An 18,770-nucleotide genomic window follows, 5' to 3' on the forward strand; every position below is an offset into this window, starting at 1 on the left:
TCTGGAGAAGAAGATGAACCTGTACGCATCCCTGCTGCGCACCGGCGTCCCGGCCGCAGTGGGATGGCTCGTTGCCGTGGCGCTGCGCCACGGTCTCGACCTGGACGAGACGGCTCTCACCGGAGTACTGACCCCGACGGTGACGTTCGCCTACTACGGGGCCTTCCGGTTCGCGGAGGAGCAAGTGTCGCCGCGATTCGGCTGGCTCCTCGGCTACGCGCGACCGCCCAAGTACGAGCTTGCGAGGGCCGTGCTCCCCCGGACCTGACAGGGAGGGGCGTCGCCGGGCCGTCTCCCCGAGCATGGAAGAAGGCCCCCGCTTCGCGGCGGGGGCCTTCGACCTCTTGGAAGCACCCACACTACCGTGCCACCGAGGGGGTGCGGGCGGCTCACCTCTCCCTGGTTAGAATCTATATGCAGAGGTTCGTGACCGGGAGGCGATGGAGTGGCGGGCGCAGACAGCTCAGACGTGAGGAAGCCGTACTTGGCCGGCGGTGCCGAGTTCGCGGCTCTCTACGACGTGAAGCGGCTCCAGGTAAGTCAGTGGATCAGCCGGGATAACCGGCTCGACTACCGGTACGCCAAGATCGTCAGCGGCTCACCCTACTGGCTTCTCCAGTTCGCGAAGAGCTTCGGGGCGACCACGCCCCGCCCGAAGCAGCTCAACGAGGTGGTACTCGCGCGCCTGGTCGAGGAGCAGAGTCCGGGGCGTTGGGTAACCGAGGTCGATCAGCTTCCACCGTTGGTGGGGCAGGCCGAGCTCGTGGCCCTGTTTCGGCTGCCGTCGGCGGCGCTGCTTCGGAAGGCGATGAGTACCGGCCGACTGCGCCCTGCCGACTACACGCTGTCCGGATCGCCGATCTGGCTCCTGGAGCCGTTCGTTGCCGATGCGCCCGCTCTTCAGGCCAGCGCCCGCGGGGTGGACTGGGTAACGGACGACAGGGTGTTGGCTGCCCTGCGGGAGGGCAGCTACGACGGCCCGGGGTCGAAGATCACCCCGCGTGGGCCTGCTGCGCGGAAGGCTGACAACTAGGCCGTAGCTAGTGGGAGTTGTTTTGATTCCACCTCCGTTTGCATATAGAATAGAAGCGTACTCGTTGGGGGTGCGCTTCTATTCTTTCGGGGGGTGCCATGTCGGCCGAGCGATCCGCGGTCGCCGGGCGCGGTGTGCGGCAGGGCGGGTTGGCGTCCCACTCTTGCCGGGGGCCGCCCGCCGGTGCCCGGGGCGCTTGTTGATCGACATTTCCGTTGGGCAGAGATAGATTCCAACACCCCACAGTGCCAGGTCTATTCCTGTGAGGGAACCTTGCCGATTCAGCAGCCGCCGTTGTTCGGCACCATCCAGCCCGTCCGCCACCCCGCCGACGTTGGTGACCTGTCCATCCAGCAGAGGTTCGAGGCGTTCCACACCCTCAACCCCTGGGTGCTCAAGGCGCTGGCCCGGATGACCGCCGACTGCGCAGAGCAAGGGTTCGGCCGTATCGGCATCGGAATGCTCTTCGAGCTCCTGCGCTACCAGTACGGCGCGGCGACCCGGGGTGACGAGTTCGCGCTGAACAACGACTACCGCTCCCGGTACGTCCGGCTCCTGCTGGTCGACCACCCGGAGTGGACACCCCTATTCCAAGTCCGCGCCCTGCGCGCGGACTGACACGACCTCTTGGAGCCAGATCGTGAACGCACCCGCGGGCGCCTCAAAGCCGCCCGCCCTCAAGCTCAAGACCCGCAAGCCGACCGGCATCGTTCCGTGGCCGCTGATCCTCATCGAAGGGGAAGAAGGCGCCGGCAAGACCTACTCGGCGGCCCAGTTCTCCGCCTCCGAGCGCATCGGCCAGATGTACTGGATCGACCTCGATGAGGGATCGGCCGACGAGTACGCGGCGATCGAGGGAGCAAACTACCTGATCATCGAGCACGACGGCACCTATCGGGACATCCTCGAACAGGTCGAGGCCGTGCACGCCGAAGCGCGGCGTGCGGCAGCAGCCGGAGAACCGCCGGTCGTCCTGACTATCGACTCCGGGTCGGCCCTGTGGCGAATGCTGACCAACTGGACGTACGAGCGGGGCCGCAGGACACGCAAGAACCGGAAGCTACTGCAGGAGGACCCCGACGCCGCTTTCGACATCGGCCGGAACCTGTGGAACGACGCGGTCGAGCGGTGGAGCAGGATCGTCTACCTGCTCCGTACTCTCCCCGGCATTGCCATCATCCTGGCCCGCGGCAAACAAGTCAGTGCCACGGACGATAACGGCCAGCCGATCCAGAGCCAGACGGAGTGGAAGGTCTCAGCCCAGAAGGACCTGGGTTTCGACTCCACCTGCTGGGTGCGCATGAAGCGCGACGCCGACCCGCAGATCGTCAAGGTGCGGTCCCTGCGCATGCGCGTGGAGCAGAGGAAGCCCCTGACCCTGCGGGACTTCAGCATCGAGGACCTGGTCTTCAACGGCCTGGGCTGCTCTATCGAGTCCCAGCCGCGCGTCATGCCCGCGCTGTCCGGAGACCTGGTTCAGCCGTGGCTGACCCGCATCGCCGAACTCACGGACAAGGAAACCCTCGGCGCGGTGTGGCGCTCCGTCCCCGACCCGGCCAACCGCCTCAGCCGGGACGAGATCGCCACTGTCCGTGCCGCCACAGAGCAGAGGGCGGCCGAGCTGGACAACCCACGTTCGGAGATGGGCGACGGCCCACTGGCCGACGCCGACAAGCTCCGCGCCGCCGCCAAGCGGAAGGCCGCCGAGCAGGACGCGGACGCCGAGCAGTGACCGGCCCGAACTCACCTCTTGGAGAACTCCCATGTCCGTAGCCACCATCGTTGACGGCGCCGCACCGTCCATCTGGGACGCCGCCCATGACGTCGACGCCCGCCGTCCCCGCTCCCTACAGACGCAGCTCGGCGCATCCGACACGGTGTGCGGCCGACGCGCCGCCTACATCCTGCATGGCGTCACTCCGACCGACAACGCCGACAAGCGCGCCGCGATCCTCGGCACGTTCATCCACTACGGGCTGCTGGAGTCGGCGCGTACGGAGTACGGCTGGCTGGTGGAGCGCAGCGTCCAGGACGGTCTGATCCGGGGGCATGTCGACGTCGTCCAGCTCGACGCGGCTACGGCCGCCCGCCTGCCCGCCCGGCACAGACCGGCGATACCCGCCGACGTGCTCACCGTGGAGGACGTGAAGACGAAGTCCACGTACATGTGGGACCGCGTCCTCCGATACGGTGCTACGGCCGCCGAGCTGCGCCAGGTCTACCTGTACGCGGGCGCGCTGCACGAGTGCGGGTTCGAGAACGTGCCCGGCCAGCGGTACCTGTCCCGCCTGGGGCCACTCGACATCGGCCGCATCCGCTTCCGCTTCATCAACCGTGACAGCGGCGCGGAGCACATCCAAGAGATCGAGTTCGACCCCCAGCGGGCCGCCGAGGCCCAGTGGTGGGTGGAGCGCGTGCGCGAGACCAGCGATCCCGAAGCGATGCCGCGCGACTTCAATGGGCCCGGCCTGGACGCCATCTGCGACTACTGCCCCTTCCGTTCCCTGTGCTGGCCGGGTACTGCGCCGGGTGTACCGGAGCAGACGGCCCTCATTCACAACGACGACGACCGCGAGCAGGCGCTCATCGAGTACGTGAAGGGCCACGAACTCGCCAGCGAGGGCAACCGCGTCAAAAACTTCGCGCGCAAGAAGCTGGACCGGTCCCCGGCCGGGGTCTACGGGCCCAACAAGCTCTCCTGGCGGGGCGGGAACGATGAGGAGAAGGACGACGTGGAGGCGATGGTCGACCTCCACGAGATCGCGGGCATCTCGGTGCCCATGAGGCCGGACGCGGATCGCATGGTCAAGAACCTCAAGGCGGCGGGGCTGCCCGTGCCGCGGCGGAAGACCGGGAAGAAGACGGCCCCGGTCATCAACGTCGCGCCGGCCTGACGCGGAACCCGACTCTTCAGCCCCGCCCGTTCACGACGGACGGGGCGCCCCGTCCTGCCGCCATGCTCGTACCGCCCCAAGGGGAACCGTGTCCATCCAACTGATGATCGCGGCGGCGTATCTGCCGCCCGATGTGCTCAGCCAGAGCCAGAAACTCGCCCTCATGAAGATCGCGGACAGCGCCGACGATGAGACGCGTCTCGCGCGGCCCGGCCTTACCCGTCTCGCGGCCTGGGTCGGTGTGACCGACAAGCGCGCCATCACCATCGTCACGGAGCTGATAGCCAAGGGCCTCGTCGAACGCGTCGAGATCGGCAAGGCGGGCCGTTCTGCGGTCTACCGTGTCTTCCCGCTCGGCGTACCGCCGACGCCCAGCACTCCGGACCTCAAGGCGGCTGCGGAAGCCCGCAGGGCCGCTCCCAAGAACCCCCGCAAGGCCCGTTCCGGAGTCGTGCGTTCGACACCGGCCAAGCCCGCGATGACGTATCAGGACGTCGAGGCCCGCGAGGCCGAACGGCAGCAGAAGGCGGAAAAGCCCCAGGTGAAAGCAGGGTTCCACGCGGGGAACCCTGGGGAGGGTGCAGGGTTCCACGAGGGGAACCCGGAGGAGTCAGAAGACCGGGTTCCACCGGTGGAACCCGATGAGTTTCACGGGGGGAACCCACTGGGTTCCACCGGTGAAACCCCTTCCTTTCCTGGTCCTTCCTCTGTTCTTCCTTTCCCCCCTACCCCCACGGCTGACGCCGTAGGGGAGCCTGTGTCCGCCCCGACGGACACCCCGTCGCCCGACCCCGGGACTCCGCCGCAGAAGGGCTGTGCGCGCCACCGGGGGCGTCCCGCTGCCTCCTGTCGTGGATGCGGCACCAACCCGCGCGCAGAGCGCCAGAGAGAGCGGGAGGAGGCCAAGGCGGCGGAGCGCCAGGCGCACGGGCACTTCTGGAACGAGTGGCACGAGGACGCTGCCAGTCGCCGTCAACAGGTCGAGGAGCGGACCGAGTCGCTGGAGGCCGCCCGCAAGGCCGCGCGTCAGGCGGTGCTCGAATCGAAGGCCCGTAGGCAGCAAAAAACTTAGGCTCCCGAAAGAATATTTCGCCAAGAATCTGGACATCCGTAGTAATGCATATAGAATAGAACCACAAGGAGGGGGAAAGGCCCCCTCGGACCGGAAGGACGACATGAGCTACCTGCCCATCCTTCGCCGCCAGCACAAGGGCGCGATCGTGCTCGACAGCAGCGCCGCCGCTCACGAGCAGATCCGCACCCTCGCCGACCTCTACCGCGAAGACGCCGAAGGTGTCGGCGACATGCTCATCCAGATAGCCGACCTCAAGGACCAGGCCGAGCGTGAGCGTGACCTCGACGGCCTCGGCCATGCCGAGCACGTCCGGGACGAGATCGTCGCCGAACTCCTCAACGAGATCGGCGGCGCGGAGACCCACCTCGACCCCCGCGACAACCACCACGCCCTCATGCAGGCGCGCAGCCTCGCCTACCAGGCTCGGTGCATCGCCGACGCGGCCCAGCGGCGCGCCGAGGAGTTGGCGGTCTTCACTGCCGTCGCTCGGGGGGCGCGGGAGGAGCGCCGGAGGCCCCCCGTCTGCTAGTCCGGGCGTTCAATCCGTTCCAAAATAGATCCCAACTCTGTACTGCCGAGTGGCACAAGACCTCTTGGAGAGAAACCCGTGAGCAACGAACTCGCGCAGATGGCCCCGATGCCCGTGCACCGCAACACCGACGACCCGCTGTGGAGGAAGCTCTGGAACGCGTACGAGCCGGTCATCACCGCGCTGCGGCGCATCCCGCTCGTGACCGACGTCGAGATCAGCGGCGGCATGTTCGGCATCACCGCGCAGCTCACCGACGGATCGCACCTGTGGATCTCGTCGGTCGGGGAATTGCCCCTTGACCCCAAGGAGGTCGAGGGCTGGCACGTCAGGCGCGGGCACGAGGACACCCCGACCGTCGACGAGTTGGTCTACAACTCCACCGAGGATGGCGAGCACGCGCAACACAGCAACAACGTCGTGCCCCTCCTCCGGGCCATCAGCGCCTTCGTCACCGAGCGGCGCCTCGCTCCCAGGCGCATCGACCTCGTGGCGGTCCAGATCGACGGCGTGACTAGGAAGCACAAGCGCATCAGCCAGGTCGTCCAGGGCCCCTTCGACGACCGGCATGCGGCCGTCAAGGAGTACGGCTACACCACCCATGGGCTCATCCAGGACGGCTGGCGCTGCATTCACGAACAGGGCGGCGTGGACTGGCCGCTCACCGTTTGGGAGCTGAACGGCGAGATCGCCACCGTCTACCTCGCCCACGTCGGTCAGGCCAGCGCCTGATGCCCGGGACCGAGATGCGCCAGCCGAGCGCCGTCGAGGAGACCGCCAATCGTCCGTGCAACTGCGTATTCGCCCACGCACGGAACGACGAGGAGCGAGCGCAGGCACAGGCCGCGCTGGACAACGCGCTGAAGACCAACGACGCCCACGCCGTGCTCGTCGCCTGCATGCAGCTCATGCAGCCCTGCCCGGCGCGCGATGAGCCGGTGACGCGATGACCGCCGTCTACGCCCTACTCGCGCTCGCTGTCGGCGTGGGCATCGGCTTCACCGTGATCGTCATCGGCGACCTCCGTTGGGAGGCCCGCAACCGGCTCCCGCGGTGCTCCACCTGCGGCGAACAGCACCACCGCCACGCCGTCCACCGCTGAACACTGTCCGGCCCGGCGTCAGGCCGGACAACCACAGACCTCTTGGAGAACACCCTCGTGGGATACCAGATGTACCTGCAGACCCTTGCCGGCCAGCCCGCCGACGGAGACGAGAACCGCTTCCTCTTCGCGTGGACGGCGCTGCCGCGAACACTCGACGTCATGGCCAACTTCGGGATGCTCACCGAGTTGCCCGTGCCCTCAGCCCCCACTTTGTCCGCCTACGGTCTGGCGGTCCAGGACTTCCAGCCCGGCGCCCAGCCCGACCAGGCGACGGCGAACCGCATCGCGGAGTACCGGGCCGCGTACCAGGCCGTCATGAACGCTGCGGAGACCGAGCCGACCGGCATCCCGGTCTACAAGCTCGTGAACAACGACGGCTTCCTCGTCACCGTCGCTGAGATCAGCGCGGCGCTGAGCGCCTACGAGGCCCACCCGAGCGTGGACATCGCTGAGATGCCCGTGGGCGATCCGACGTGGCGGTACTGGACGGCGTTCCTGCGCCGCGCACAGACACACGGCGGCTTCCGCACGCACTGATCCCGGCCATCGCCCGGCCCCGCCTCGCGGGGCCGGGCTCCGCAGAACCTCTTGGAGAACGACCACCACCATGGCCAAAGTCATCGACCTGCTGTGCGGCGCAGGAGGCAGCAGTACCGGACTCGTCGAAGCCGGATACGAACTGATCCTCGGGATCAACCACTGGCAACTCGCCATCGACACGCACGCCGCGAACCACCGCAATGCCGATCACGCCTGCATCGACATCTCCGGCTTCCCGATGCGCTACCTGCCCAACGCCGACATGCTGTGGGCATCGGTCATCTGCACCGAGATCAGCCCCGCGGGCGGACGGCGGCGTGAGACCAACCAGATGGATCTGCTCGACCTGATCGACGAGGGCGAGGACTGGGAGGCCCTGACCAAGGACGCCTTCGAACGCACCCGGGTCACCGGCTGGTGCGTCGTCCGGGCAGCCGAGGCCAAGCGGTTCAAGGCCATCGTCGTGGAGAACGTGGTCGAGTTCGGTCTCGACTGGATCTTGTTCCCGAAGTGGCTCGAAGCGATGGAACTCCTCGGCTACCAGTACCAGATCGTGTCCGTGAGCAGCGCCCACGTCGGCGACGACGTCAATCTGCGCGCCCCGCAGTGGCGCGACCGGATGTACGTGGTCTTCACCCTCAAGACCATGCGCAAGCCGGACCTGAAGCCCAGGCCGCTGGCCCCTTGTGTGGACTGCGGCGAGGACGTGCACGCCGTTCAGTCGTGGAACGTCGAAGGTGTACGGATCGGGAAGTACCGGCGCGACTACATCTACCGCTGCCCCAACGCCCGCTGCCGCCACGCCATGGTCGAGCCGTACGTCCGCCCGGCCAGCGACATCATCAACTGGGACGACCTCGGCACGCGCATCGGGGACCGCAAGAGGCCCCTCGTGGACACCACGATGGACCGCATCCGCAGTGGTCTCAGCAAGTTTCCATACCGCCCCAGCTCGATCACCCTCACCCACGGCAAGGAGGGCAGTGACCGGGCGTACGCCGTCGAGGATCGACCCCTGCCGACCCGCACCGCCAAGCAGGGTGACGCCTTGCTCGTGCCGACTGGCGGCTCGTGGAACACCGACGCCGTCCCCGTTGACGTACCCCTGCGCACTCGCACCACCCGCGAGAGTGAAGCCCTCCTGACGGTGGACCCGTTCATCATCGAATTCCGGAACCACGCCACCGCCAGCCCCGCGAGTAGTCCGCTGAGCGGCATCACCGCGCAAGGCAATCACCACGGCCTGGTCACCCACGCCGGCCGAGTGCCCGAGCAGGCGCGGAACACCCTCGTCGTGCCGTACCGCAAAAGCGCGGTGAAGACGGCCGCCGAACCCGTCCACACCCTCTCCACCCGTGACTCGGCCGCCCTGGTCCGCTCCGCACCGGACATCAACGACTGCTACTTCCGCATGCTCAAGCCTCGCGAACAGCTCGAAGGGCAGCGGCTTCCCAGGAAGTACATCGTCTACGGCACCCAGGCCGAACAGACCATGCTGGCGGGCAACGCGGTCTCCGTCAACGTCGCGCGGTGGATAGGCGAGCGATTGGAGCACGTCCTGTGACCGGATCCCGCAGCGTCCTGCCCGGCACCCACGTCACCGACCACGCACCCTGCTGGGGCGATCCCGACTTTGCCGTAGCCGACGACAGATGGAAGACCGGCCAGGACCTGGTCGCCATATGCGAACCCGTCCTCTACGTCTGTGGCGGCTGCCCGTTTAGAGCCGCCTGCATTCGGCAGGTTCTCCCGGCCAAGAACGACTTCGACGGCGTGTGCGGCGGGCGTATCTGGCTCAACGGCGTGATCGTCCACGCCCTGCCGGGTGCCGATCCCGCCGAGTTCCCGCCCGCGGTCATCCGCAAGACGTGTGGCACCGCCGCCGGGTCGCGCGCCCACCGGAGAGCCGTCGAGCAGCAGTGCCCGGGGTGCGAACCCTTCTACCGGCCCGGCCCTAATCCGCTGGACGACGAGGACAACACGCGACAGCTCGAACTCCCCGACGTCGCCTGAACGAAGAAGGACGCATGCCCCACAACCAACACACCTGACCTTCTGCGCAGGCACCACTCCTCAGGACAAGGAAGACCATGAACAAGAACCTCCTCATCGACGAAGTCGCATCGAAAATCGGCAACCGGGCCGCCGCGGCGGAGGCGGTCGAAGCCGTCTTCGACTCCATCGTCCGCGCAGTCACCGAAGGAAAGAGGGTGCGCGTCACCGGCTTCGGCTCCATCGCACCGGTGGAGCGGCCGGCCCGCGCAGCGCGGAACCCCCAGACCGGCGAACGCGTGCTCGTGAAGGCCACCCGCGCGGTCCAGTTCCGCCCCGGAGCCTCCTTCAAGGCGCTGGTCGACGGCACCAAGAGCCTCCCGGAAGAGGGCAGCGCCATCAAGAAGGCTCCCAAGACGCCGCGCAGCAAGGCGGTGCGCTGATGCGCGACGAGATAGCGGACCAGGTCTGGGACGCCGTCGACCACTGGGTGGAAGGACGCCATGAGGAGTCCGTGCAGATCCTCGCCACGCTGGCACAGACGCAGACGCCATCGATGATGTACGGGGTCGCCTGCGGCATCGCCACCGTCGCCAGAGCCGCGCTGACGAAGATGCACGGTCACCAGTCCCACGACTGCTTCTGGGGCATCAAGACCCCGGACGGGTCACGGCCGGAGGACAGGGTTCCCCCGCACCACTTGTTCGCTGCGCGGTTCATCGCTGCCAACCTCAACAACGACAAGGACACGGCCCTGGCTCTCTATAAGGCTGCCTGCGCCTCGGACGCCCCTGAACTTTGGCCCGCATGCATGCACATGCTCCTCGCGGCGACGGGAGAAGCCGTGCTTGCCGCCACTGCGGGGGGCGACCGGTGAACGGTGTGGCCGCGCACTCAGCCGATACCGAGACGACGGACTGGTTCGACGGATTGCCAGGGCGCCGCTTCAGGGTGGCCATGCCCCCGCGGTTGCTGCTCATCAACTCCAACCAACGGCTTCACCATCACCGTCGCGCAGACATCACCAAGGTCCTGCGGCGCGCGGCCTGGGCAGCCTCGCGGGGCGTCCCGCATCTGGAGCGAGCCCACATCGTCGGCGTACTGCATCCCGAAGGCCGGCAGAGGCGAGACCCGGCCAACTGGTATCCGAGCTTCAAGGCATGCGTCGACGGGCTCGTGGACCAGGGCGTGCTGGACGACGACGACCACACGAGAGTCGTCGGACCGGACATGAGGCTCGGCCACGTGGTCAGCGGGCCGCGCCTCGTCATCCACATCCGGGAACTCGCAATAGCAGGCACCCCCGCTGAACTGCGGAAATAGCACACACGTTGATCAAGAAAATCCGCCCGAAATCTTGCAAACCCCTCTGATGCATATAGAATAGAACCATCAAGAGGGGGGACCCCACCCGAACTCCGCCCGGCGGCCGGTGACATCACAACCCGGCCGCCGGGCGGACCTGCGCCAAGGAGCCCGCAATTGCCGCACGACCCCTGCCCGCCAGCAGACCGGCAGGTCTGCAAGGCCACCCGCGACCTCGCCCGCGCTCTACTGAAGCGCATGGCCGAGAAGGCGGCCAGAATCGAACCCCGCATCCGGACGCTCGTCGCCACCACCACCGAAGACCCGGGCGACTACATCCTGTGGCGCCTGCACGGCGATAACGGTCGTCTTCTCTTCCAGTTCGACCACCAAAAGCCAGGCCCCGCCTTCGGCAGCCTCACCGCCGACCTGTGCCTGCTTGCCCGCCTCGCCGACCTGCACGCCCACCCGCCCGGCTACTTCTACGTCCATCCGCAGCCCGACCCCCGCGACATCGCAGTCCCTCTGCCCTCCAACCCCCGGGGCCTCGCCCCGCGCACGATCGGACCGCTTCAGTGATCGCCACAACCCCTGCTCTGCTCGTCCACCCCGACGGCCGGGTTGACGAGATCATCCTCAACTCCCGCCGCCCCGACCAGCTGAGCTGCATCAGCTTCCACGTCGATCAAGCGCGCACCTACCCGCTCGGCCGCAGAGCCGTCGTGCACGCCGGCCGGAACAGGGAGACGGTCAACAGCGCCGCCCAGCAGGCGTGGATGAGCATCACCGACGGCAGTCGCCCACCCATCCTGCGCGGGCCCGTCATGATCACCGGCCCCGCCGATCGCGGCGGTGACTTCGCCCCGCTGCCCGCCCCGAGCGCCGAAGCTGTGCTCCGAACTTCGCGCCTGCTGCTGGACACGTTCGCCGCGGCGCCCGGAGTAAGCGCGGCACAGCATCAAGGCGGACGCGCCCACCAGTGCGACGCCTACGCGATCAAGCGCGACAAGGCCAGCGGCCGCTGGGCCTTCGCAGTGCTCGATGGCGTCGGCGACACTGACGACGCCCGCCGCTTCGCCCGCCGGTTCGCGCCGTACGTCGCCCGAGCCGCAGCCCTGTACTGCGACCCCGCCCGAGCCCTCGCTGCGGCACGCATCCAGGCCAGGGACGAGAACCGGTGGGACTTCGACCCCGCCACCGACCCCAGCGCCGTCGCGGTCGTCGCCGTGGCCGACCAGCGGTCGCCGCTCATCCGCTTCGCCTGGTGCGGCGATACACGGGCCTACCGGCTCGCCCCCACCGGCATGGCCGTCCCGCTCACCCGGGACCACAACTACGCCGAGGAGCTGCGGGCTCGCGGCCGCACCCCGGGACCGTATGACCGGAACTTCATCACCTCCTGCCTGATGCGAGGCCCCATCGCCTCAGGTGCTGTCAAGCGGAAGTACGCTCGCCGACTGCTGCTGTGTACCGACGGTGTTCACGTGCCCCTGGAAGAGCGGGCGCGCGGAGTCGAGGACATCCTCGACTTCGCCACTGATGCCAAAGACGCGGCCACCATGTGTGTCGGCGACGCCATGAAGGCGGTCGGGTCGGACGTTCCGGACAACGCCACGGCTCTGGTCGTGGACTTCCCTCAGAGCTAGCCCCCTATTCCCTGCCCGAATGAGGGCCGCACCGCGCTTCGAATGCACATAGAAAAGAAGCGCGCGGCCTGCTCCTGACTGGAGGCACCCATGCCACCCCGCAACGCGGTACCCATCATCAACACCCCCGAGCACCACTACGGCGCCATGATCCTCACCCTGCTCACCCGCGCGCCCGACGACGCCACCCTCAAGGCCGCCGTCCACCTCGCCGACAACGCCGCTATCGCCGCCTGGGCGTTGCGCCCCGACGCCCTCGTGACGCTCACCGTCGAGCAGTACCGGCAGCTCCTCGACTACGCCGCCGCCCCCCAGGTCCTCGACCTGGCCCTGTACCTCGGCGGCAACAGAAAGCGCATCCGCACCCTCGCGGACCACATCGCCCGGGAGATCACCGAACTCCTCACCCACTACGCGCCGCCGAAGACGCAGAACTGAAGCCCGGCCAGCGCCACCACAACCGAAGGAGAGCTCCGTGACCAGTCCAATCCCCACGTGGTGGGTCATCTACCACGAACCCACTCCCGCCGAGATCGAGATCGTCACAGTCGAACCCGCACCCAGCGAGCCCGAAACCCAGGACAAGAGGTGCGCCGAATTCGTCCAGGCCGGACAGCACGCCTACGTCATCACCGCGCCCGATGCGGACACCGCTGGCGACATCGCCCTGCGCGTCTGGGCGGAAGAACTCGTCGCCAGCCCGGCGCGCCTGGCCGCAGCCGACACCTACAACGCCGCCAACCAGCTCACCAACTAGACCCCTTGGAGAAGAACATGCTCAACCTCGCTTCGGAGATCCTTTACGCGAGCCTCGTCAGCCGACTGGGCGTCGACCGCGCTGCCGCTGAGAGCGCGCTGCTCGCCACCCTTGAGCACTTCCACATTGAGTCCCACAACCCAGCGGTCGTCCGCGCCGGACTCTCGCCCGCCGACTACATGGACACGGTCATGCAGACGGCCCGCTTCGCGGCCACCCTCTCCTCCGCCGCACTCATGGCGGACGGCAGAGACGCTGACGCCCGGCTGAACTGGAAGGCGTACGTACAGCGGGAGATAGCGGTGGCAGAGCGTGCTCAGCAGGCCGTCCCCCCGACCGCCCTCCTCGGCGACCCCGCCTCGATCCACCGCGTCGGCCGCCGACTGGGCCTCAGCGACGAGCAGACCGACCGGTTCGTGCCGGGCATCGTTCTCACGCTCGCCACCGGATACCCGTACCGCTGCGCCCACCAGCGTCACATGAGCCTGACCGACATCCTCGCGCAGGTGACCACCGAGGATCTGACCGAACTGCTTGAACACACCGCTCTGTCGGCCGCCGGGCTCACCGAGGAAGCCGCCGAGATGCTCCGCCGCATGATGCGCGCAGCGCGCTGACCCCCTCATCCGTGGCGGCCCGTAACCACGCGGGCCGCCACGGTCCGACGCCCCGAAACCCGACGATCCTGGAGAAACGGCATGAGCCAGCTCGACCTGTTCGCCGACGATGACACTCCCGGCGAACCCCCAGCCCCGCCCGCCCCCGCAGCGCCGCCCCGCAAGTACCTCACCGACCTCCCGCCGGCGCCCACTCCCGTCACCGTGTCGGCCAAGGCCCGCCCCAAGCTGGCCACGGTCAAAACCAAACTGAGCCACTACCGCCCCTCGTTGGGAAGCCCGCACGCCACCGCCTTCGACATAGCCGAGGCCGTCAGCTACGCCTGGCACCACGCCCAGGGCGGGGCGGGCATCGAAGTCCCCATGGGGGTGGTGGCCACCCTTGCCCTGTGGCCCCTGCGCGGCCCGGATGCCTACCTCGCCGCCGACTGGTGGCTCAGTCTCGATGACGACCAGCTCCTCACGGCCTTCCGCGAATGCTGGGCGCGCTGGTGGATCATGCGCCCCGACCTCATCGACCGGGCCACACCACTACACAAGTGGGTTGACGACGAGGAGCCGGGGCCGAATCGCGCTCGCGCCGTCAGGGCCGTGGTCGAGGCCGCCCTCACCCGGGGGCTGCTGCACCTGACCAGTAGCGATGACCCCGACTCTCGCTCCACTACAGACGTGATGGGCACGCTGCTGGCCGTCATGCGCTCCCAGGGCGCCCACGACGCTCTCGCGGAGGTCCACACGCCCCCGGAAGTCGCCTACCTCATGGCCCGCATGCTCCTCGATGACACGCAGCTCCAGCCCGGTATGAAGTTCGATGAGCCCGCCGGTGGAACCGGTGGCATGTACCGCGCCGCTGCGCAGGTGATGCGGGAAAAGGGCATCGACCCGCACGACTTCGGGTGGTCGCTGACCGACATTGACGAACTCGCTGCTGCCGGGGCCGCCGTCAACGCAATCATCTGGGACCTCGGCCCGAGCGTCCTGATCGCCTGTGGTGACACCCTGCACGACGGCAACTTGCCAGCGAAGGCCGCTCAGCAGGCGCTCGACTCCTTCGCGCGGCGCGACGAGCTGCACTCGCAGGCCGTCTTCCTCGCGGCGCTCCAGAAGGTCGAGACGCTGGTGCGCGGCATAGCAGCCTGATCAGGTCGGATGCCCCTCAAATCTCTCGTGGGTGATCTTGACCCCGCCCTGAATGCATATAGAATAGAACCAAGGAAAGGGGTTCTCCTATGACCTACAAGCGAGGCGACCGCATCGCGCTCGTCCACACCACCGACCCGCACACCGGCCTCACCGAAGGAGACGAGGGAACCGTCCGGCGGTACGACGTCAACCTCGCCCAGCTCTCCGTCGACTGGGACAGCGGCTCCAAGCTCTCGATGCTCCTGGACGACGGCGACGAGGTGCGCCCCGCATAGCCCGCCGCGCCCGCCCCGCGCGCTGGGGCGGGCGCGACGTCACACCAGCAGACCTCTTGGAGACACGCCCATGCTCATCACCGACGCCGCAGTCCGAGAAACGGCGGCCACCCTTGCCCAGAGCCTTGGAGGAGACTGGATTCTCGACCCGGAAGCACCCGCTGACGGCGCAGCCCACCTGATTTACAGCGACGGGCGAGCCATCAGCTTTCGTCCCGTCCTCGGCGGAGCCACCGTTCAGCTCTGGATCACCGGCAACGCCGCGCCCACGCTGCCGGATGGGGCGACCCTCGCCGAACGCGCTTCCCACGAGGCGCACATCACCGCGCGCCTTCCCGAGGGTCACCGCTACAACAGGGCGACCACCCTCGTCACCGAGGAAGAGGAAGACCCCGCCGCCATCATCCTGCGAACCCTCGAAGACGATCTCCTCCCCGCCTTCGAGTACAAGCCACGCTACGTCGGGCACCGACCGTGGATAGACCTCTTCGACAACGCCCTCGCGGCCGTCGCCGCCGAGCGCGACACCTCGCCGGCCGACGATCCCAGCAGCGAAGGCGAACCCACACCAGAAGCCGAGCCGGAACGTGAGCCCGAGCCGGTCACGGAGGTCGAGGGTCAACCGGACGACGTGCCCGAGCCGATCGCACAGGCCAAGCCGGACCCCGACATCGAGGTCGAGCGGGGGCCGGATGACGGGTCCGGGTCGGCCGCCGACATCGCGCCCGACCCGGAGCCGGTTGATGACGTCGCCCCGGACCTGGACCCAGACGTCGAAGTCGCGGTCGAGGCGCACGCTAAGCCAGAGCCTGTGCCGGACGCGGAGATGCAGGCGAACACCGAGAGTGAAGGCGACCAAGGAGGCGATACCGAGACGGCAGCCGTCGTCCAGCCCGAAGCAGGCGCGGACCCCGAACCGGCCCGAACAGACGAGCAGCCCGGACCTACCGCGACTCGGCGCCCCCGCAAGCGCACGCCCAAGCGGCGCCCGAAGGCCAACACCAACTGACTCGTAGGACTCGACAGGGGCGCGGCACCGCCGCGCCCCTCCCGGAGCGCCATGATCAACGACACCGGAGCCATAGCCCGCCAGCGTCACTACACGTCCCTCCGGAACACCGACAGGGAAATCCTCCGTAAGACCTGGTCCATCGGATACGGCGACCCCGGCTACACCACACAGCTCGGCACCCCACCGGAACCCAGCACCCGACACGCGGCGACGTCCATATACAAGATCATCACTGACGCCCTGTGGTTGCACCGCGGCGCCTGCCTCGCCTGTCCATGGGAGGGGCCGGACCAGCGCCGCCGAGACGCAGCGATCGAAGACGCTCACGACCACACCCACCCCGAGTGGCGCAACCTCCCGATTCTGGACCGGGCTCCGAGCAACAAGGGGTCCCGGATTTGGTGGCTCCACGTGCGCGCGAGATATCCGGAAGGCTGGTTCGACGCCGGCGGGCCCCTTCGGCTCTACGCGGTACCGCCCTTCGACCGGCATCAGGCGGGAGCGGCCCCAGGCGGGGGATTCCTCCTCCACGCGGCGCGTCCCAAGCAGCAGCCACCTGGCGACCGGCAGCTCACCCTGGAATAAGGGGGACCGGCCGGATAAAGTGACGCAAGACGTCTGGCCTGCATGAACGGCCACAGAGGCTCCGCCCCGGTTCAGGGGCGGAGCCTCTACGCGTTGGAAGGGAAATCCGCTGCGGGGGAGTTCTACCGCCTGCTCCGAGCTGCCGCGATCGTCGCCAGGTCGTTCAGCACGGCCCTCGTGGGGACTCGTTGGGGACACGTTGGGGACGCAAGGACAGGAACAGACTGACAAAGGTTCGAGAGCGCCAGCACGCGCCGTGTGCTCTGAGCTGGGAAAACGTCAAGAATCAGCGTAGAAGGGCAAGGGCCGCCAAGATCCTAAAAGGACTCATAATCCGTCGGCCGTGGGTTCGAGTCCCACCCGCCCCACCGCGAAGTTCCCCCAGCGAATCGTTTCTACCTGCGGAAACGAATGAACGGGGGTCACCACTCCAGGGTGGTGACCCCCGTTCATTCGTTCAGACCAAGATCCAGGGGACGCACAGGGGACGCGGGGATGGATCAGGGGACACAGAGGCCCTCGTGCCGCCGTCGGTCGCCTGTTCGGAGCACGGCGAGCGGCCTTCCGGCTGTGTGGCAGGCCCGTCGGCAGCGCCCACCCTTCGAGGCCCCGGAGCTTCGGAGCGGGTGAGGGCGAAGCGCGTGAGTGAGAAGTCCGGCCGCTGTTCCTTCGGGTGGTGGTCGACGGCGACGCCGTTCTGACCGGGCCGACTCGGGGACCGCCGGCACGGTGCGCTCCTGGAAGGGATGTCGCGGGGGACGACGGCCATGACCGCTTCTGCCTCGGCCCGCATCCACTCGGGCAGCCGGCTCAACTTACGTGACACCGTCAGCATCTGTTACGGCAACAGCCCCGTCTCTTGAGGAGTTCGAAGCCGGCCGGCCGAAGTCCGGCGCTTGAGCATCCTGATCCGATTGACGTGACCCTCGAGTCGGTCGAGAGGCGCTTGGTGCGGAAGCTGGCGCGAACTCGCCGGTGGCTGCCGGTGAATCCGAGTTGTCGTGCGCGGAGTGGACGTCAGTGCGGCGCAGGGTTGTGTCGGTAAGCGAACCGGCTGGGTGCAGTGTCCGTGTGGCTGTGCCATGGGGAGGCTCCACGCTCCTTCTCCTCCGTCTCCTTCTTGCTGAACTTGCTGAAACGGCATGAGTCTTTGCCGTACTGGCGCGAGGGGTCGCAAGGTGGCCGTATGAGTGAGAACGAGCGGTTGCGCGCGGATGGTCAGGTGTGGGATGTCGTGGTGGTCGGGGGTGGAGCGGCTGGTCTGTCGGCTGCTCTGACCTTGGCTCGGGTACGCCGGTCGGTCGTGGTCATCGATGCGGGTGAGCCCCGCAACGCTCCGGCTGTGGATGTCGGTGTGCACGGCGTTCTGGGGCGTGAGGGCATTTCTCCGCTGGAGTTGCTGCGGCTGGGGCGGGCGGAAGTCGCCTCGTACGGGGGGCGGGTCGTCCCGGGCCGAGTGGCACGGGTGCATCGGGACGGTGCGGAGTTCTCGGTGGTGACCGAGGGCGGGCAGCGGGTACGGGCTCGGCGTGTTCTGGTGACGACGGGACTGGTGGACGAGCTGCCGGAGGTGCCGGGCCTGGCTGAGCGGTGGGGGCGCGATGTAATGCACTGCGTGTACTGCCACGGCTGGGAGGTCCGTGACCGGGCGATCGGGGTCCTGGGCAGCTTCCATCAGGCGCTGCTGTTCCGGCAGCTCTCGCGGGACGTCACGCTGTTCCGGGACACCGGGACAGGGCTCACGGAGGAGCAGTGGGAGCAACTGGCGGCTCTGGGTGTCGGTGTGGTGGAGGGTGAGATCGGCGGTCTGGAGATTGACGGCCAGGACAGGCTGGCGGCGGTGCGTCTGACTTCGGGCGTGGTGGTGCCGGTGCGGGAGTTGGTGGTCGCGCCGCGCTTCGTGGCGCGGACCGGTTTCCTCGACGGGCTCGGCCTCACGGTGCGGGAGCACCCGATGGGGTTCGGCGAGCAGGTAGCGGTGGACGCCTCCGGGTTCACCGGGGTCGAGGGGGTGTGGGCGGCCGGGAACGTCAGTGACGTGCTGGCGGGTGTACCGGCCGCGGCGGCGGCCGGCGTCACCGCGGCCGCGGCGATCAACATGGATCTGCTGACGGCCGGCGCCCGCGGGGCTGCCGCGTCCCGCGAGCACGGCGGAGTGTTCGGCGGGGCGATGGAAGCAGAGGTGTCGCGGCGTGTGCTGGGCACGCGCGTCCACGGTCTGGAGTCCCGGTTCGACCACGGCTGAGGCCCGCGGGGTGCCGG

At 68.1% G+C, this 18,770-nt stretch carries 26 protein-coding genes; all 26 read left to right on the forward strand.

The features are described 5' to 3' along the window. Positions 1 to 13: 13 nt before the first annotated feature. The 26 genes from OG452_RS24880 (at position 14) to OG452_RS25005 (ending at position 18,753) form a co-directional block, all read left to right on the forward strand. On the forward strand, positions 14 to 268 hold the full coding sequence (locus OG452_RS24880; RefSeq protein ID WP_327297789.1) for a hypothetical protein: 255 nt from the start codon (positions 14 to 16) through the stop codon (positions 266 to 268). Positions 269 to 484: 216 nt separating this feature from the next. After that, positions 485 to 1,033, forward strand: a complete 549-nt coding sequence (locus OG452_RS24885; protein WP_327297790.1) for a hypothetical protein — start codon at positions 485 to 487, stop codon at positions 1,031 to 1,033. 273 nt (positions 1,034 to 1,306) lie between these two features. Then, on the forward strand, positions 1,307 to 1,651 hold the full coding sequence (locus tag OG452_RS24890; RefSeq protein ID WP_327297791.1) for a hypothetical protein: 345 nt from the start codon (positions 1,307 to 1,309) through the stop codon (positions 1,649 to 1,651). Positions 1,652 to 1,673: 22 nt separating this feature from the next. Then, on the forward strand, positions 1,674 to 2,765 hold the full coding sequence (locus OG452_RS24895; protein WP_327297792.1) for an AAA family ATPase: 1,092 nt from the start codon (positions 1,674 to 1,676) through the stop codon (positions 2,763 to 2,765). A 31-nt stretch (positions 2,766 to 2,796) separates the two neighbouring features. Next, the gene (locus OG452_RS24900) at positions 2,797 to 3,927 is read left to right on the forward strand and encodes a PD-(D/E)XK nuclease family protein (RefSeq protein ID WP_327297793.1); all 1,131 of its coding nucleotides are present in this window, start codon (positions 2,797 to 2,799) and stop codon (positions 3,925 to 3,927) included. Positions 3,928 to 4,015: 88 nt separating this feature from the next. After that, the gene (locus tag OG452_RS24905; protein WP_327297794.1) at positions 4,016 to 4,999 is read left to right on the forward strand and encodes a helix-turn-helix domain-containing protein; all 984 of its coding nucleotides are present in this window, start codon (positions 4,016 to 4,018) and stop codon (positions 4,997 to 4,999) included. A 103-nt stretch (positions 5,000 to 5,102) separates the two neighbouring features. After that, positions 5,103 to 5,531, forward strand: a complete 429-nt coding sequence (locus OG452_RS24910) for a hypothetical protein (protein WP_327297795.1) — start codon at positions 5,103 to 5,105, stop codon at positions 5,529 to 5,531. A gap of 78 nt (positions 5,532 to 5,609) precedes the next feature. Continuing rightward, positions 5,610 to 6,263 carry a hypothetical protein gene (locus OG452_RS24915; protein ID WP_327297796.1) on the forward strand — a complete coding sequence of 218 codons (654 nt, stop codon included), beginning with the start codon at positions 5,610 to 5,612 and terminating at the stop codon, positions 6,261 to 6,263. After that, a complete protein-coding gene (locus OG452_RS24920; RefSeq protein WP_327297797.1) occupies positions 6,263 to 6,481 on the forward strand; it encodes a hypothetical protein in 219 nt (72 codons plus the stop codon). Before OG452_RS24915 ends, OG452_RS24920 begins: the two co-directional genes overlap by 1 nt. After that, on the forward strand, positions 6,478 to 6,633 hold the full coding sequence (locus OG452_RS24925; protein WP_327297798.1) for a hypothetical protein: 156 nt from the start codon (positions 6,478 to 6,480) through the stop codon (positions 6,631 to 6,633). The genes OG452_RS24920 and OG452_RS24925 overlap by 4 nt, the downstream gene beginning before the upstream one ends. 42 nt (positions 6,634 to 6,675) lie before the next feature. Next, on the forward strand, positions 6,676 to 7,173 hold the full coding sequence (locus tag OG452_RS24930; protein WP_327297799.1) for a hypothetical protein: 498 nt from the start codon (positions 6,676 to 6,678) through the stop codon (positions 7,171 to 7,173). A gap of 70 nt (positions 7,174 to 7,243) precedes the next feature. Next, entirely contained in the window at positions 7,244 to 8,740 is a 1,497-nt protein-coding gene (locus tag OG452_RS24935; protein ID WP_327297800.1) for a DNA cytosine methyltransferase, read from the forward strand. Continuing rightward, positions 8,737 to 9,189 carry a hypothetical protein gene (locus OG452_RS24940; protein ID WP_327297801.1) on the forward strand — a complete coding sequence of 151 codons (453 nt, stop codon included), beginning with the start codon at positions 8,737 to 8,739 and terminating at the stop codon, positions 9,187 to 9,189. The genes OG452_RS24935 and OG452_RS24940 overlap by 4 nt, the downstream gene beginning before the upstream one ends. A 77-nt stretch (positions 9,190 to 9,266) precedes the next feature. Next, positions 9,267 to 9,611 (forward strand): HU family DNA-binding protein, encoded by a 345-nt coding sequence (locus OG452_RS24945; RefSeq protein ID WP_405560917.1) that lies wholly within the window; start codon positions 9,267 to 9,269, stop codon positions 9,609 to 9,611. Then, positions 9,611 to 10,045, forward strand: a complete 435-nt coding sequence (locus OG452_RS24950) for a hypothetical protein (RefSeq protein ID WP_327297802.1) — start codon at positions 9,611 to 9,613, stop codon at positions 10,043 to 10,045. The genes OG452_RS24945 and OG452_RS24950 overlap by 1 nt, the downstream gene beginning before the upstream one ends. Before the next feature lie 5 nt (positions 10,046 to 10,050). Continuing rightward, positions 10,051 to 10,491, forward strand: a complete 441-nt coding sequence (locus OG452_RS24955; protein ID WP_327297803.1) for a hypothetical protein — start codon at positions 10,051 to 10,053, stop codon at positions 10,489 to 10,491. A gap of 240 nt (positions 10,492 to 10,731) precedes the next feature. Further along, positions 10,732 to 11,052: a hypothetical protein gene (locus OG452_RS24960; protein ID WP_327297804.1), complete on the forward strand. Its 321-nt coding sequence runs from the start codon at positions 10,732 to 10,734 to the stop codon at positions 11,050 to 11,052. Beyond that, positions 11,049 to 12,119: a PP2C family protein-serine/threonine phosphatase gene (locus tag OG452_RS24965; protein WP_327297805.1), complete on the forward strand. Its 1,071-nt coding sequence runs from the start codon at positions 11,049 to 11,051 to the stop codon at positions 12,117 to 12,119. The genes OG452_RS24960 and OG452_RS24965 overlap by 4 nt, the downstream gene beginning before the upstream one ends. A 90-nt stretch (positions 12,120 to 12,209) precedes the next feature. Next, positions 12,210 to 12,557: a hypothetical protein gene (locus OG452_RS24970; protein ID WP_327297806.1), complete on the forward strand. Its 348-nt coding sequence runs from the start codon at positions 12,210 to 12,212 to the stop codon at positions 12,555 to 12,557. A gap of 37 nt (positions 12,558 to 12,594) precedes the next feature. Beyond that, positions 12,595 to 12,876, forward strand: a complete 282-nt coding sequence (locus OG452_RS24975; protein ID WP_327297807.1) for a hypothetical protein — start codon at positions 12,595 to 12,597, stop codon at positions 12,874 to 12,876. A gap of 17 nt (positions 12,877 to 12,893) precedes the next feature. After that, complete coding sequence (locus OG452_RS24980; protein WP_327297808.1) at positions 12,894 to 13,493, forward strand: hypothetical protein; 600 nt, start codon at positions 12,894 to 12,896, stop codon at positions 13,491 to 13,493. 81 nt (positions 13,494 to 13,574) lie between these two features. Further along, on the forward strand, positions 13,575 to 14,633 hold the full coding sequence (locus OG452_RS24985) for an N-6 DNA methylase (RefSeq protein ID WP_327297809.1): 1,059 nt from the start codon (positions 13,575 to 13,577) through the stop codon (positions 14,631 to 14,633). 89 nt (positions 14,634 to 14,722) lie between these two features. Next, positions 14,723 to 14,911 carry a DUF4314 domain-containing protein gene (locus OG452_RS24990; RefSeq protein WP_327297810.1) on the forward strand — a complete coding sequence of 63 codons (189 nt, stop codon included), beginning with the start codon at positions 14,723 to 14,725 and terminating at the stop codon, positions 14,909 to 14,911. 70 nt (positions 14,912 to 14,981) lie between these two features. Beyond that, entirely contained in the window at positions 14,982 to 15,920 is a 939-nt protein-coding gene (locus OG452_RS24995) for a hypothetical protein (RefSeq protein ID WP_327297811.1), read from the forward strand. A gap of 51 nt (positions 15,921 to 15,971) precedes the next feature. Further along, the gene (locus tag OG452_RS25000; protein WP_327297812.1) at positions 15,972 to 16,508 is read left to right on the forward strand and encodes a DUF6349 family protein; all 537 of its coding nucleotides are present in this window, start codon (positions 15,972 to 15,974) and stop codon (positions 16,506 to 16,508) included. Between the two features lie 1,186 nt (positions 16,509 to 17,694). Continuing rightward, positions 17,695 to 18,753, forward strand: coding sequence for an NAD(P)/FAD-dependent oxidoreductase (locus tag OG452_RS25005; RefSeq protein ID WP_327297813.1), 1,059 nt, complete (start codon positions 17,695 to 17,697; stop codon positions 18,751 to 18,753). The last annotated feature ends 17 nt before the right edge of the window (positions 18,754 to 18,770 follow it).

Source organism: Streptomyces sp. NBC_01197, from assembly GCF_036010505.1.
GTDB lineage: Bacteria > Actinomycetota > Actinomycetes > Streptomycetales > Streptomycetaceae > Streptomyces.